Raw genomic sequence first — 15060 nt, 5'->3', positions numbered from 1 at the left:
TCAGGAGGGAAATATGGATACGTTAAAGGTTGTCGTCGATGGTTTGTACCGTCAGGGGCGCAATAATCTCGCCGTGCACCTCGTTGCGGAAAATGACCAGCCGTTGCCGGCCTGGCAGCCGGGCGCGCATATTGATGTCCATCTGGGCAACGGATTGATCCGCCAGTACTCCCTGACCGGCGCCGCCACGGAGCAGGATGGCTATCTGCTGTGCGTGGCGAAGGAGAGCGCCTCGCGCGGCGGCTCGCGCTTTATTCATGAGACCCTGCGCCCCGGGCAGACGCTGACTATTTCCGCGCCGCGCAATGTTTTCCCGCTGGCGCCGGCCGCTAAGGTTATTCTGATGGCGGCAGGTATCGGTATCACGCCGCTATATGCGATGGCGGAACAGCTTGAGGCGACGGGGACGCCTTTTGAACTCCACTATTACATCAGGCAGAAAGGGAACGCGGCTTTTTTGCGTGAACTCTCCCGCCCGTTCCGCCATGGTTGTTGCACAATTCGCTATAGCTGCGAGGGCCACAGCCCCAGGCAACATATTCCCGCCGGACTTTTAGCGCCGGCGCCGGACAGCCACCTCTATCTCTGCGGCCCGCAGGGTTTTATGTCGCATATCATCAGTGTGGCGGCAGCCAACGGCTGGCCGGAACAGAATATTCACGCGGAAGCATTTTCCCCCGTATCGCTTCCTGCGCCGGAAAACACGGACGAAACATTCAGGGTCACGCTGGCTTCATCAGGCCAGAGCTGGTCGGTGCCAGCCGACAGAACCATCGCCAGCGTGCTGCAGGAAAACGGCGTGGACGTGGCGCTTTCCTGCGAGATGGGCATGTGCGGCGCCTGCCTGACACGGGTGAAAGAAGGCGCCGTCGACCATCGCGATACCGTTCAGTCCGAGTCTGAAAAAAACGGGCCGGAGCAACAGATCGCGCTGTGCTGCTCACGTAGCTTCACCGCCAATCTGGTGCTTGATCTGTAAAGAAAAATGCCGGACAGAAAACCGCCGGCCGAGAATAAGAAGTGAATGACGCTATCTGGCGGCATGGTTAGGTTAAACAACGATAAATCAGGCCTTATCGCAACGCCGAAACAAGCCGCGAATGAATTGCTCGCGCCAGTAGATCAAATGGCGCAATTACCCGGTCCGGAATAGTTACAGGGACTGTTACGCCCGGGCAATCGGGGAGATATCAGAAGATGATAAAAGAGAAGATAATGCCGACGGCAATCATAACGGCAGACGAAATCCACCCGATTATATCAAAGTGCTGCAGCACAATGCTAAGTAAGACTATCGCCAGACTAAATAAAAAAACCTTAACTTTTTGACTCATTAGTTCGTCGCTCGTGGTCACCGGATAAATCGTGCAAATGAGCGGTTACTCTGTCATTTTATTATGAAATTAAAATGTCAAAAGCGTTAACCCGGTCAAAAAAACGCTGACCATTTCATCCGGGGAGCGCTGGTTACAGCCCGCCACATCGACGTACTGACGAATAATCCCAACGTTAACGTCTTATCCGCGCGCCCAATATATCGGTTGCCACCTCGTCTGTCGGACGACGTCCCTGCGATCGATACGGCGACATTCGCTGCAAATATCTTTATGCGCGCCGTCGCCGTAACCTTTGATTTCAGCGTTTCAGAGACCGGCTTAACTCACGAACATCCGTCACGTGTTCAAGATGCATACACAGGTCATAAATATGTTGGCATGCCTGAGCAGGCAATATTCGCTGTGCGAGCTGTTGGTATTTGGCGAACAGGGCCTGATCGCTTAACGGATTGGCGGGTGAGCCGGAAGGAACCGGCACGTGCTCCTGCCAACATTCTCCCTGCTGCGTTTCCAGCATCACCACCGGCTCATCGTTATTGCCTTGCGTCTCATCAATCTCCAGTTCGATACGCTCCATCATTGCGGCCGCTTCCTTGCTGAGACGACGGGTTTCGCTGTAACTTTCCAGACCCGCATCGTGGTATAGCCAGCGGGCTGTCAGCGCGTATGGCAGACTCATCTGCGCCGCCGCCAGACTGGCAAGCTCACGTCCGCCGCACATACTCATAAGGAAAGGATTCAGCCGCACTCGCACCCTTGCGATCTTCTTTTCCGGGTGGGCCGTCAGCAGATTGCTCAGCGCATCAATCGCCGAGTGAGTGCCCCGGCAGGAAGCATAGGGTTTGATTGAACAACGCGCAAGTTTCCATATCTCGCCCAGACCGGCCGCTAACGCGTCTGGCTGTTGGCTTTCCGGAGCGATGGTGCGCAAAAAACCGCCCCAACGATCGTCAAAGATCGCGCCGGGCCCGGTAATGCCCTTCCCCGCCAGTAAGGCGGCCTGTAAACCGCTCTCCGCCGCCCGGCCGGCATGCAGTTTTTTGGTCTGTGAGCCGTCATGGATAAACGCCCACAATCCGCCGCTAAAGCTGGCGGCGATCCCCAGCGCCGATGCACATTGCGCCGGCGTCAGTCTGAGCAATGAGCATACCGCCGCCGCCGCGCCAAACACGCCGCAGGTCGCGGTTGAATGCCATCCGGCTTCATTGTGCGGCTCATAGCCGCCACAGGCCTCCAGCACGCGGCGGCCGACATCGTAGCCCACCACCATCGCCGTCAGTAGCGCTTCGCCGCTGACGGGCTGCGCCGCGAGCGGCAACGCCGCCAGCAATGCCGGAACCACGACGGCCCCGGAATGATCGCAGCCGCCGGTATCGTCCAGCTCATACATATGGGCGGCCACGCCATTCAGCCATGCGGCCTGGCGCGGAGTCACTTCATCGGCGCTGCCCCACAGTTGCGCGCTGCCGTTGCCCGCCTCTTCCCGCGCCAATGCCACACACTGCCGCCAGATATCACTGTCGCAACCGGCCAGCGCCGCTCCCAGCGTATCGAGCAGATGACGTTTCGCCTGCTCAATCAGGGAGGGAGGGAGCTGCCTAAAGGCGGTATCGGCCACAAAGGTCGACAATAATTGCAAATGTTCAGACATCGTCCCCTCCTGTCACACGAGCGAAAACTTCCGCCGGGTGCGACGCATCATTCCCGGGCTGGCCTTGCCAATATTCGGCCACTTCTCCGGCGGTAGCGATCCAGACGTTATTCTGTTTCAACGTACCGATGAGTTCGCGCAATATACCGATACGGCCTGCGGTGCCGATAATTTCGGGATGCAGACGCAGCAGATAACACAGGCCAAAGCGGTGATAGCCATAAAAATCCTGCGTCATATTGCCCAGCGTTTCCTGATAAGAAGCGATGCGCGATTGCCCGGCTGGAATGGCCGGACTGAGGTTGAAAGCGAAATAAGGTTCGTCTTCCATCTCATAGTGCAACGGCAACTCTACCAATGATGTAGCGGGGTGAAAGTAAGGTAAATCATCGCCGCGCCAGCTTGAAGACCAGCGCAACCCCATAGCCGCCAGCGCTTTTGCCAGGCCCGGTTTCCATTGCCCGGCCGGAGTACGAAATCCCAGTGGTCGCTGACCGGTTAACGCACTGAGCTTTTCCACTCCGCGCTGTACAGATGCAATCTGCTGTTCAAGGGTCAGGCTGGAAAAATCCTCATGGCGGTCGCCACTGCAGGCGATTTCATGTCCCGCCGACACAATACGCTGCAGCAGTTGCGGTTGTTCTTGCCCGACAATAGCGGGCAGACACCAGCTGGCCTTCACCTGCTGTTCATCAAGCAGCAACAGCAGGCGGTCAACGCCACGCAGCGTCCCGTAACGCCAGACCGAAAGCGTTTTGTCCCGCCCCGCCACTTCCGGCGCCAGGGTGAGGATAGCGTGAATATCATTAAAATCGATCGTCAATATCGCCGCCGACTGATAGTCCTGCGGCCAACGTGAAAGGTCAGCCATACTGTTGCTCCTGCAAAAACCAGTCGGCAACCGCATCGCAACGGGCAAACCAGACATCGTCGCGAGCGGTCATATGTTCAAAGAGTTGCTCCAGCAGCAAAATACGGCCTGGCTGACCGGATATTTTAGGGTGGAACAGCGTCGTCAGACATAATCCTTCATCCATCGCGCCATCATACTCACGTTGCCAGTTATCACGCGTCAGCGCATAACTGGCCGTGCGGTCTCCCCCCTGAGGAAAATCGGGATAACGGGTATAAGCCAGGGACGCATAATCATCCATCTCCCATTTGCCGGGAATTTCCACCAGCGGTTCATGCCCCGGCACATCGATGGCATAAGGGCGATCGTCACCACGCATACTGCTGGAGTAACGAACACCCGCCTCTTTCAGAATGCGCGGCGTTTCAGCATGCCAGTCACCAGACGGCGTGCGAAACCCACAGGCGGTAATACCAAGGTAACGATGAAAGATAGCGGCTGATTTCTTCATTACCGCGCTTTGCTCATCGGCGGTAAGCGCAAAAAAGGATTCGTGCCGGTACCCGTGATAAGCCACCTCATGCCCCTGCTCCACAATGGTCTGGCACTGCTGCGGCCATTGTTCCACAATCCACGCCGGAACGAAGAAAGTGGCTGGAAGCCGGAACGCTTCCAGCAGATCAAGCAGGCGTCCCAGCGCGCGATAGGGTCCATAGGCGCCAAAGGTGAAATATTCCGGCGTTGACCAGATGGATCCATTTAGCATGGCATCCCCCGTTGGGCCATCAAGGTCAAACGCCAGCGCCATGCAGCCTCGCTTGCGCTGAGGCCAGCGCAGCCCGCTCTGCTGTTTCATTATCTTTTCTCCGTTAGCCCTGATTCACTCCGGCCGCCGACATAGCGCCATCGCTGACGCCCCACTTGTTGAGGATCTTGCCGTAAGTACCGTCAGCAATCATTTCATTAAGCGCTTCCTGAACCGCGCCCATCAGTTCTTCCTGATTTTTAGCGAAAGCCATGCCGCTGAACTGAGTTACAAAGGGTTTATCCAGAGGTTTAAAGGTGTTTTTTTCGATGTCCATGATATATGGCAGGGTTTCGCTCCCCTGAACGGCGGCGTCAAGACGACGTTGACGGAGTTGTGTCCGGGCGTCGGCGCTGCCCTCGGTCCCAATAACCACGATGGCGGGTTTGCCGGCCGCTTCGCAGTTCTTTTTACTCCAGTTGGCGATTTCCTGCGGGAAAGTTGTACGACGGCTGGAGCCGACACGTTTGCCGCATAAATCAGTCGCCGCTTTTAACTCATTACGCGCCGCCAGAGTGTAAAACTGAGGCCCGCTCTGAAAGTAGTCGATGAAATTGACGACCTTCTGGCGTTCTTTGGTGTCGGTCATACCGGACATGATCATATCGACGCGTTTCGTCACAACGGCGTTAACCATCTGTTCAAATGCAATCTCCTGCCAGTTAATTTTGACACCCAGTTTTTCGCCTATCGCCATCCCCAGATCATAATCAACGCCAGTCAATTTATTCGTCGCGGGATCTTTGAAATCCATTGGCGGGTAGTTAGGCATGATCGCAACCGTAATCGCCCCTTTTTCCTTGATTGCGGCAGGAAGCTCGGGTGCGGCCCAGGCGGCGGTATTTATCATCAACGCAGCCAGCGCGCTGCTCAGTAATAGTTTTTTCATCGTTGTTTTCCCGGTTTAGATTAAAGAAGAATTGCATTAATAAAATTTTTCATCCGTGGATTTTGCGGGTTGAGCAAAATATCTTCAGGCGCGCCTTGTTCAATAATCCGGCCTTCGTCCATGAAAACAACCTGGTTCGCCACTTCTCGGGCGAACCCCATCTCATGGGTAACGACCAGCATGGTCGTCCCCTCTTTTGCCAACTGCCGCATTACGCCCAGGACCTCACCAACCATTTCAGGATCAAGCGCGGAAGTGGGCTCATCAAAAAGCATCAGCTTCGGTTTCATGGCCAGGGCTCTGGCAATGGCGACACGCTGCTGCTGGCCTCCTGACAGAGACTGTGGATAATCATTGGCCTTATGTGAAAGGCCAACCCGTTCGAGTAATGCCATAGCCTCTTCAGTCGCCTCACGTTTAGGGCGGAGCAACACGCGGCAAGGGCCTTCGATAATATTTTCCAGCGCGGTTTTGTGCGGGAATAAATTGAAACGCTGAAATACCATGCCTGTCTGAAGGCGCTGACGAGCGATCTGTTTGTCGTTGAGCGGATGAAGCCGGTTACCCGAGATTCTGTAGCCGGTCAGTTCGTTATCAACCCAGATTCCCCCTTTATCCACTTTCTCCAGCTGGTTTATACAGCGGAGAAACGTACTTTTTCCGGAGCCGGAAGGACCAAGGATACACATCACTTCGCCATAATTAACTTCAAGGCTGACATCTTTCAGCGCATGAAATTTATCAAAATACTTATTCACGTTTACGGCACGTACAATGTTTCTCATGTGCAGCCTCCTGTTACTGACGACGACTATGGCCGCGAGAGAAATAGCGTTCCAACCGACTCTGTCCGAAAGAAAGGACCGTCACCACCATCAGATACCAGATGCCCGCAACAAACAGCAATTCCATAACGCGCGCATTGGCGTAATAGATGTTCTGCGTGTTATAGAGCAACTCCGAATATTGGATCATACTGGCCAGACTGGTGGTCTTGATCATGCTGATAAATTCATTGCCAATCGGCGGCAAAATCACTCGCATCGCCTGGGGCAAGATGATGCGTTTCAGCGCCTGCAGCCGGGGCATGCCAATGGCTTTCGCGGCTTCATACTGGCCCGTATCAACCGACAGCAGCCCGGCGCGAACCACCTCCGAAGTGTAGGCGCCCTGATTAATACTCAGGCCGAGCAGCGCGGCAAAAAACGGCGTCATGACATCTACGGTTTGTACGCTGAAAAGCCCCGGGATACTGATGACCGGAAAAACAAGCGCAAGATTAAACCACAGCAGAAGTTGCAAAATCAGAGGCGTGCCGCGGAAGATCCAGGCGTATCCGACCGCGATATAGTGCAGCACCGGATTGGGTGACATGTACATGATCGCCGTTATAACCCCAATCAAAATGCCCAGAGCCATCGCCAGCACCGACATAATGAGCGTATTCATCACCCCTTCCAGGATCGCCTGTGCGGTGAAAAACTGGCGGACAAAAGACCATTCTATGTTGCCATGCGCAAAGGCATTGATCATCAGCGCCAGCAGAACCAGGATAACCGCCGAAGCCGTGATACGCCCCACATAACGACGCGGAACGACCTGATAACGGTCAAGATCGTATACGGCATTGTGGGGCGCGGACCGCGCGCCCGATGACATCTGTTCCATATTTTTTTCCTCAGCCCCGGGGACCGTTGTACTCATTTGCCCACTGAGACTGCTGTTGCATTAGCCCCTGAAGCCGCTTAAGTTGCTCGGTCACTCGCTCCGGCGCGGTGCCGCCATAACCGCTGCGAGCTGCCAATGCGGCCTCCAGCGTCAGTGCGTTGCGCACATCCGCGGTCAGACGCCGGTCCACGGACAGCAGTTGGGCATCGCTAAGATCGCTTAAACCACAGTTTTCCTGTTCACACAGCTGCACCAGGCGACCGGTTATCTCATGGGCCTGCTTAAATGGCACCCCGCGCATCGCCAGCCAGTCGGCCACTTCGGTGGCCAGAGTAAAGCCATCCGGCGCCTGCTCGCGAAGCACGGCAATATTAAACTGCAACGAGGCGATCATCCCCGACATTGCCGGCAGCACCACTAATAGCGTTTCCACCGCATCAATGACATTGCGCTTATCCTCACTGAGGTCCCGATTGTATGAGAGCGGCATGGCTTTCATGGTGGTAAGCATGGCGGTCAGATTACCCACCAGACGGCCGCTGCGGCCACGAGTCAATTCGGCAATATCCGGATTCTTTTTTTGCGGCATAATGGAGCTGCCGGTGGCATAGCTGTCATGCAGCTCGGCCCAGCGAAACTGCCGGGAGACCCACATGCACACCTCTTCACAAAGACGAGACAGATTGACCCCCAGCATGGCGGTAACAAACAAAAATTCAGCGGCATAATCACGGCTGGCTACCGCATCGATGGAGTTTTCGCAGGCGCCCCGGTAGCCAAGATCGTCGGCGGCCTGCTGCGGCTGACGCGCGATGGCGGAACCCGCCAGCGCGGCGGCGCCAAGGGGACAAAGGGCACTTCGACGATCCCAATCCTGCATACGCTCAATATCACGCGCAAATGATTGAGCGTGCGCCAGTAGCTGGTGGCCGAGAACAATAGGCTGAGCCTGCTGAAGATGGGTAAAACCTGGCGCGACACTGTTTACATGCTGCTCCGCCTGCGTGACCAGCGCTTGTTGTAGCTGCAGCAACGCACTCACCACACGGCGTCCGTTATCGCGCAAATAGAGACGTAAATCGTTTACAGTCTGATCGTTGCGGGAACGACCGGCGCGCAATTTACCACCGAGCGCGCCAAGCCGTTCGGTCAAAACCCGTTCAACAAAAGTATGCACATCCTCATCGGCAGGAATTGGCGCCACCTTGCCGGCCCGGTAATCGTCATCTAACTGGTCAATGGCGGCCAACATAGCCTGCAGCTCTATGTCGGTCAGCAGTCCGGCGCGCGTCAACTCTTTCGCATGCGCTTTGCATCCGGCCAGATCATAAGGCGCCAGCGCAAAGTAATAATCAGGGCTACGTGACAGCTCGGTTAACGTTTCAGCCGGTGCGGCTTTAAAACGCGCACCCCACAGTAGTTCTGTATTATCGGACATACTTTCTCCCTTTAGAGATAACAGTTATTGATAAAATCGGCATTTTAGCGATAAAAAAAACTTATTATTTATTCTTGCCAGAAAAACATATACGTTTCATATTCACTACACTTACACCCTAATTAATGCCGAGTTGAATATAAAATTTGGAAAGTAAAGTTATGCAAAATGGAAACAACCCTCCCAACCGGAGTGATAATGCGGGCCTTGCATTAAGCAACATTGATTTAAAACTATTACGCGTTTTTAAATGCGTAGTGGAGGCCGGTGGTTTAACCGCGGCCAGCAATGAGTTGGGTATTGGTCTTGCCGCCATTAGCAAACAGGTTTCAGATCTGGAAGTTCGTCTGGGGATGACGCTGTGCAGTCGGGGAAGAGAAGGCTTTGAACTGACTGAATATGGTATCAATGCCTATGAGGCGATTAACGAGCTTTTTATCTCTATGGAAATATTTCGCGATCGCCTGCGTAATACACGGAATGAGATTCTGGGGGACATTTCCATTTGCGTATTCGACAGTACCATAACCGACCCCTTGTCCCCCCTCACCGTTGCAGTGCAACGACTGCACCAAAATGCGCCAAAGGTTCATATCCGTCTGCAAACGTCGTCACTCGATGATATTGAACGAGGACTCAATGAAGGGCGACTTCATTGCGGAATTGCGCCTGTTTACCAATATAAGGATGGCCTTGAATATTTTCCTTTATACAGTGAAACGTCGAAAGTTTATTGTTCATCACTGCACCCATTATTTAATACAGAAGAGAATAAAAAAATATCACATGGAATATTACACCAGCAAAAAATTATAAATCATATTTATTTTTCCCAGAATAACAAAAACTGTCTTCGCCCAATGCAGGAAAGTATCGCACAGGTCGTTCAGGTGGAGCCGGCGGCGACATTAATTTTAACCGGGCATTTTATCGGATATCTCCCGGAACATTATGCCGGGAACTATGTTTCCCGCGGACTGATGAAGGAATTAGGCGATGACTCATTGACGGTAAGTACCGTTTTTTGTCTGGTGATCAAAAGAGGTAGAAAAGCAAATCCAGTGATCAATCTTTTTATGAAGTGTCTGTCAATATTGTAACTCCTCCGCACCATAATGATGCAGCCGCAGGTTTTTGGCGGTATTCGACAGGACGATCGCGCCGGTATATGCCTAAAAACGAGCCGGGTTGCAGGACAAAGCGTTATCGTTCGCAACAGTAGCGGGTGCGGCGGAAGAACGCGCTCTATCGGTTACCCTGATGCCGCCGCCCCGACAGGGCGGAATCGATTTTCTACGCGATGCAGACCTGACGGCGCCGGTCGACGCCGTTACCGATGCGATCTTCCCGGGCGTTTGAGATAACCGGCAATATGTCTGCGCGGTATAGGGCCCGGCGAAGGACTGTCGGGCGGTCTCGCGCCAGGATACTTTTACCGCTCAATGAGCGCTATACTGAGAGGGTTTGTATAGTCATAGCAAAGGAGAAACGATCAATGTTGTTGCCGACTCAGACAGATAACGACGAAAAAAAGGAACCGGAACAGGGCCATGCCTCATCGCTTATCCAGCAAAAAATGCTGGAATCTCGCTCTATCATTATTTCAGGTGAAATCAATCAGGCGCTGACGGAAAAAGTTGTTTCACAGCTTCTGTTATTGCAGGGGATCAGCGACGATCCGATCAAAATATATCTCAATAGCCAGGGCGGCCACGTCGAAGCCGCGGATACTATTCATGATATGATCAAGTTCATCCAGCCCGAGGTACACATCATCGGCACAGGCTGGGTCGCCAGCGCCGGGATTACCATCTTTCTCGCGGCAAAAAAAGAGCATCGTTACTCGCTCACCAATACGCGCTTTATGATTCATCAGCCGCTTGGCGGAGTGCGCGGTCAAGCCAGCGATATTGAAATTGAAGCGAAAGAAATCGTCAGGATGTTGGATCGCGTTAATAAATTAATTGCCGATGCAACGGGGCAGCCGGTAGAGAAAGTAAAAAAAGATACGGATCGCAACTACTGGATGACGCCGGAAGAGGCGATTGATTACGGTATTGTCAGCAGAATATTGACCCGCTATCAGGATTTGAATCTGGACTAACCTCCCGGCTCATCGTTCTGGCGCATGAATAATTAGAGTCTCCGCCAGTTGCGGATCTCCCATCGGTTAAAGCAGAGGGAGGTCCCGCGCGCCCTACAGCGATTTTAACGATCGCATTTCCTGCACCATCATTTGCAATAATTGCCCCGCGCCGACGCTGAGTTGCCGGCCCAGCCGCGTGACGACGTGCGTTCTGGTGGAAGAAAAAACCGAGTTATACAGCGGAATGGCGCGCAGCCTGTTCTGCGTGAGCTCCTCCTGTACCATAAATGCGGGCAACAGCGTCACGCCGCCGTGCAGCGCATAAGGCTTGAGCGTGGAGAGATTATTGCACACCAGCGCAGGCGTCAGGGTGACGCCGGAATCGTCCTCCGCCTCCGCAATAATTTGTCTAACGCCGTGCGAAACGTCGGGCAGCGCCAGCCGGAACTCATTCAGTTTATTCAGTTCAAGCGGCGCATCGGCCTCGCAAAGCGGGTGTTGCATATTCACCACCGCGCACATCGGGTGCACCGCGCCGCTGTGAGTGCGGATTTTCGGTCCCCGCCCCGGATGGAACACCACGCCGATGTGCGCTTCATCCTCGCCGACCCGACGCAACAGCTCATTGCTGCCGCAAACGGAAAGCGTGATTTTAATTGCCGGGTATTTGGCGGAAAAACGGCATAAAATAGCGGAAACATCGTCGATATACCCCTCGCCAATCGCGATGCTGACCGTACCGCTTTGCAGTCCCTTCAGCGATTGCAGCGTATCCATTAGCAATTCCTGCTGGGCAAGATGCGAGCGATAATAAGTCAGGACTTCTTCTCCCGCTTCGGTCGGCCTGACGCCGCGCCGATGGCGTTCAATGAGGGCCGTCGTCAGCTCGCTTTCAAGCTGACTGATATGCCGGCTAACGGCTGACGGCGCAACATTCAAAAAATCCGCCGCCGCCCTGACGCTGCCCCGCTTTACTGCCTCATAAAAATATCGGATGCGATGGTCCTGAATAATGCTCATATTTCACCTTCGGGCGAGTGTTGCGATGATGGCAACAAAATTTGAATTTTTGATTATTGATTAGATTTTCTGCTGATGTCTATACTCGCCCAACATTTAAATCCTTGTTCAGGTCGCCGTTATACCCAAGTCAAGCAGGGCTGTTCATGTTTAACAGAGAAAAAAATGAACATGGACGCAAACACGCCCTGTCCCGGCAAGCGCAGCGCGGCATGGCGACAGCGCCGGCCAGTAAAGATATTGCCGCGCCGGACGACGCGCTGTCCGAACCCGGACGGCGATGAACGGTTATGGCACCTGAGGTTTTTCGTGCCGACAGCGAAGCGAAGAGTATCCGGGGCGATACCGCTGTAAATCCGCTGTCTGGCTTTAATTATGGCGCTGGAGAGGAATAACCTGATGCCTATTTCACAAAACTTGATTGCTGAAGCCACCGCATGGCGTCATGAATTTCATGCTAACCCCGAATTAGGGTATGAAGAACATGCCACCTCGAAACGCGTGGCCGAGTTACTTACATCATTTGGACTTCAGGTGCATACCGGGCTGGGCGGAACGGGGATCGTCGGAACGCTGGAAAATGGCCAGGGACCGACCATAGGCCTGCGCGCCGATATGGACGCCTTGCCGATCACCGAACTCGGCGACGTCAGCTACAAGTCAAAGAATCAGGGCGTTATGCACGCCTGCGGCCACGACGGCCATACCGCAATTCTGCTGGCCGCGGCCAGGCATCTGAGTGAAACCCGTAACTTCAGCGGCACAGTGCATTTTGTGTTTCAGCCTGCCGAGGAAAACCTTGGCGGCGCCTACAAAATGGTGGCGGACGGCTTATTCGAACGTTTCCCGATGGACGCTATTTACGCGCTACACAACTGGCCGGGTCTGCCGGTCGGCCATGTCGGCCTAAACAGCGGCGTGATGATGGCTTCGCTGGATTCGTTCGAAATCGTCCTGACCGGGAAAAGCTGTCACGCCGCCATGCCCGAAAACGGCGCGGACCCCATCGTCGCCGCCTCTCAGTTAGTACTGTCTCTGCAAACCATCCCCGCACGCCGGCTGTCGCCGCAGTCATCCGCGGTGGTAAGCATCACGCAGATTTCAGGCGGCGAGGCGATTAACGTTATTCCGGAGAAAGTGACGTTACGCGGAACTATGCGATGTTTGCAGACCGACGTACGCATCAAGGTGAAAGAGCTGATTAATGAATTCGTCAGTGAACTGCCGCGCGTTTTCGGCGTGAGTGGCGAAATCTCTTACTATCCCGGCTACCCGGTGACCTTAAATCATGAACAGGAAGCGCTGAATGTGCGTGAGGCCGTCAGCAGCGTATTGGGCGAATCCAAAGTACACTGGCAGCTTAATCCATCCATGGCGTCCGAGGACTTCGCCTGCATGCTGGAAGCCTGCCCGGGCGCCTACTTCTGGATTGGTTCCGACGGCGCAGTACCGTCAAAACCGCTACACAATGCCTATTATGATTTTAATGACGAGCTGATTGAGCCAGGCGTCGCCTCATGGACGTCGCTGGTTGAAAAATTGCTGCTGAAATCCTGAAATAGCCAGCGGGCAGCGCAAGGCCGCCGACGCGAGATCGGCGCTTTGTCTGCGGCTTGAAATAAAGCGTTAGTCTTGCAATTCGTTGTTCTCTGATTGAGGTCTTTTTATGGCATTAAGCGTTTTTGATCTATTCAAAATCGGTATCGGCCCCTCCAGTTCGCATACGGTAGGACCGATGCGCGCCGCCTGTCAATTTATTGAGCGACTGAACAAGGCCTCGCAACTTCATCAAGCTGTACGGATTCAGGTTAAACTCTATGGGTCGTTATCCGCTACCGGCGTGGGACACGGTACGGATAACGCCGTTTTGCTCGGCCTGATGGGGTTTAAGCCGGAGACGATCGACACCGAACAGGTGAACGACATCATCGAACAGATCAAAAGCCGCCACGTTTTGAAGCTGAACAATGAACACGAGATCGCTTTCAGTTATCGCGATGACGTCATTTTTCTTCAGGAAAGCCTGCCCTGGCACCCAAACGCGATGACGCTTACCGCGTGGGGGACGCACGGTGAACTTGACTCAGACACCTTTTACTCCGTCGGCGGCGGATTTATTGTTAATCAGCAGCAGGCGAAAGAAGGCGTGCTGGTCGATGATGAAACCCAGCTCCCCTACCCTTTTCGCAACGCCGCCGGGCTGCTGTCGCTCTGCAAAACGCACCGTTTATCCGTCAGCCAATTAATGATGGAAAATGAAAAGTGCTGGCGCAGCGAAGAGCAGATTCGGACAAAAATCCTGTCGATCTGGTCGGTGATGCAGCAATGCGTCAGCAACGGCATCAAAAACGAGGGCATATTGCCCGGCGGCCTGCGGGTTAAGCGACGCGCCCACCAGTTTCATCAGAGTCTGCTGGATGTCAACAAGCCGAACATGATTACGTCCACGCTGAGCGCCATGGAGTGGGTTAACCTGTTCGCGCTGGCGGTAAATGAAGAAAATGCCGCAGGCGGGCGGGTGGTCACCGCGCCGACCAACGGCGCTGCGGGCATTATTCCCGCCGTGCTGCACTATTACATGAAATTTTCGCCGCAGGCTGATGAAGAAGATGTGATCAAATTTTTCTTAAGCGCTGCGGCAGTTGGCATTCTGTGCAAACTGAATGCGTCGATCTCCGGCGCGGAAGTCGGCTGTCAGGGAGAAGTCGGATCTGCCTGCGCAATGGCGGCGGCCGGGCTGGCCGAAGTGCTGGGCGCCACGCCCGAACAGCTGGAAAACGCGGCGGAAATCGGTCTGGAGCACAACCTGGGGTTGACCTGCGATCCGGTTGGCGGATTGGTCCAGGTGCCGTGCATTGAACGCAATGCGATTGCGGCGGTAAAGGCGATTAATGCAGTGCAAATCGCGCTGCGCGGCGACGGCAGCCACTTTGTTTCTCTCGACAAAGTCATCAGAACAATGAAAGACACCGGCAAAGATATGTCCGAGAAGTATAAAGAAACGTCGCTCGGCGGGCTGGCCGTTAATACCATTGAGTGCTGAGGAGCCGCGTGGACAGATGCCAGTCTGTCCACGCCGCCACGATTAAAACCTGGCAGTAAGCCCCTGGACTATCGTAGATTCGTCCAGCACATGAGATTACGCAAATCCGTGACAAAAGGTATAACGGCGTCCGCGCTGGCTTGCCTGCCAGAGCGGCACCGTCTTTACCCATCATCATGTCGGCGTGGAAAAAGAGAATGGCCTGCGAAGCGATATCAAGGTCATGGCCCGTTTTACCTCTCTTCGGCCAGATTGTGCGCTGCGATGAGC

At 54.3% G+C, this 15060-nt stretch carries 14 protein-coding genes; 6 read left to right on the top strand and 8 right to left on the bottom strand.

Annotated features, from left to right (window positions below):
- Nucleotides 1-13 precede the first annotated feature (13 nt).
- A complete protein-coding gene (locus FJU30_RS09380) occupies nucleotides 14-979 on the top strand; it encodes a PDR/VanB family oxidoreductase (protein ID WP_317984043.1) in 966 nt (321 codons plus the stop codon).
- Between the two features lie 656 nt (nucleotides 980-1635).
- Here the strand turns inward: FJU30_RS09380 and FJU30_RS09375 are convergent.
- Genes FJU30_RS09375 through argH form a run of 7 tightly spaced genes read right to left on the bottom strand, consistent with a single transcriptional unit; the run spans nucleotide 1636 to nucleotide 8641 of the window.
- Nucleotides 1636-2988 (bottom strand): MmgE/PrpD family protein, encoded by a 1353-nt coding sequence (locus FJU30_RS09375; RefSeq protein ID WP_150434722.1) that lies wholly within the window; start codon nucleotides 2986-2988, stop codon nucleotides 1636-1638.
- The gene (locus FJU30_RS09370; RefSeq protein WP_150434721.1) at nucleotides 2981-3859 is read right to left on the bottom strand and encodes a polysaccharide deacetylase family protein; all 879 of its coding nucleotides are present in this window, start codon (nucleotides 3857-3859) and stop codon (nucleotides 2981-2983) included. Before FJU30_RS09370 ends, FJU30_RS09375 begins: the two co-directional genes overlap by 8 nt.
- Nucleotides 3852-4697 carry a polysaccharide deacetylase family protein gene (locus tag FJU30_RS09365; RefSeq protein WP_150434720.1) on the bottom strand — a complete coding sequence of 282 codons (846 nt, stop codon included), beginning with the start codon at nucleotides 4695-4697 and terminating at the stop codon, nucleotides 3852-3854. The genes FJU30_RS09370 and FJU30_RS09365 overlap by 8 nt, the downstream gene beginning before the upstream one ends.
- A gap of 13 nt (nucleotides 4698-4710) precedes the next feature.
- The gene (locus FJU30_RS09360) at nucleotides 4711-5535 is read right to left on the bottom strand and encodes an ABC transporter substrate-binding protein (protein ID WP_150434719.1); all 825 of its coding nucleotides are present in this window, start codon (nucleotides 5533-5535) and stop codon (nucleotides 4711-4713) included.
- A 20-nt stretch (nucleotides 5536-5555) separates the two neighbouring features.
- Nucleotides 5556-6320 carry an amino acid ABC transporter ATP-binding protein gene (locus FJU30_RS09355; protein ID WP_150434718.1) on the bottom strand — a complete coding sequence of 255 codons (765 nt, stop codon included), beginning with the start codon at nucleotides 6318-6320 and terminating at the stop codon, nucleotides 5556-5558.
- Nucleotides 6321-6333: 13 nt separating this feature from the next.
- Nucleotides 6334-7203, bottom strand: a complete 870-nt coding sequence (locus FJU30_RS09350; RefSeq protein WP_395858528.1) for an amino acid ABC transporter permease — start codon at nucleotides 7201-7203, stop codon at nucleotides 6334-6336.
- A gap of 10 nt (nucleotides 7204-7213) precedes the next feature.
- Nucleotides 7214-8641, bottom strand: a complete 1428-nt coding sequence (argH, locus tag FJU30_RS09345) for an argininosuccinate lyase (RefSeq protein WP_150434717.1) — start codon at nucleotides 8639-8641, stop codon at nucleotides 7214-7216.
- Between the two features lie 146 nt (nucleotides 8642-8787).
- On the opposite strand from argH, the gene FJU30_RS09340 reads away from it, so the two are divergent.
- Nucleotides 8788-9741, top strand: a complete 954-nt coding sequence (locus tag FJU30_RS09340) for a LysR family transcriptional regulator (protein WP_150434716.1) — start codon at nucleotides 8788-8790, stop codon at nucleotides 9739-9741.
- Between the two features lie 395 nt (nucleotides 9742-10136).
- Nucleotides 10137-10745, top strand: a complete 609-nt coding sequence (locus FJU30_RS09335) for an ATP-dependent Clp protease proteolytic subunit (protein ID WP_150435009.1) — start codon at nucleotides 10137-10139, stop codon at nucleotides 10743-10745.
- Between the two features lie 93 nt (nucleotides 10746-10838).
- Here the strand turns inward: FJU30_RS09335 and FJU30_RS09330 are convergent, their stop codons facing one another.
- Nucleotides 10839-11747: a LysR family transcriptional regulator gene (locus FJU30_RS09330; RefSeq protein ID WP_150434715.1), complete on the bottom strand. Its 909-nt coding sequence runs from the start codon at nucleotides 11745-11747 to the stop codon at nucleotides 10839-10841.
- A gap of 146 nt (nucleotides 11748-11893) precedes the next feature.
- On the opposite strand from FJU30_RS09330, the gene FJU30_RS26810 reads away from it, so the two are divergent.
- From FJU30_RS26810 to FJU30_RS09320, 3 genes are all read left to right on the top strand, one after another.
- Nucleotides 11894-12031, top strand: a complete 138-nt coding sequence (locus FJU30_RS26810) for a hypothetical protein (RefSeq protein WP_191091564.1) — start codon at nucleotides 11894-11896, stop codon at nucleotides 12029-12031.
- 115 nt (nucleotides 12032-12146) lie between these two features.
- Nucleotides 12147-13304, top strand: coding sequence for a M20 aminoacylase family protein (locus tag FJU30_RS09325; protein ID WP_150434714.1), 1158 nt, complete (start codon nucleotides 12147-12149; stop codon nucleotides 13302-13304).
- A 109-nt stretch (nucleotides 13305-13413) separates the two neighbouring features.
- Nucleotides 13414-14790, top strand: coding sequence for an L-serine ammonia-lyase (locus FJU30_RS09320; protein WP_150434713.1), 1377 nt, complete (start codon nucleotides 13414-13416; stop codon nucleotides 14788-14790).
- The last annotated feature ends 270 nt before the right edge of the window (nucleotides 14791-15060 follow it).

The organism is Affinibrenneria salicis (genome assembly GCF_008710095.1).
Note: the sequence above shows the minus strand (reverse complement) of the source record. Positions and strands in the feature narration are given on the sequence as shown.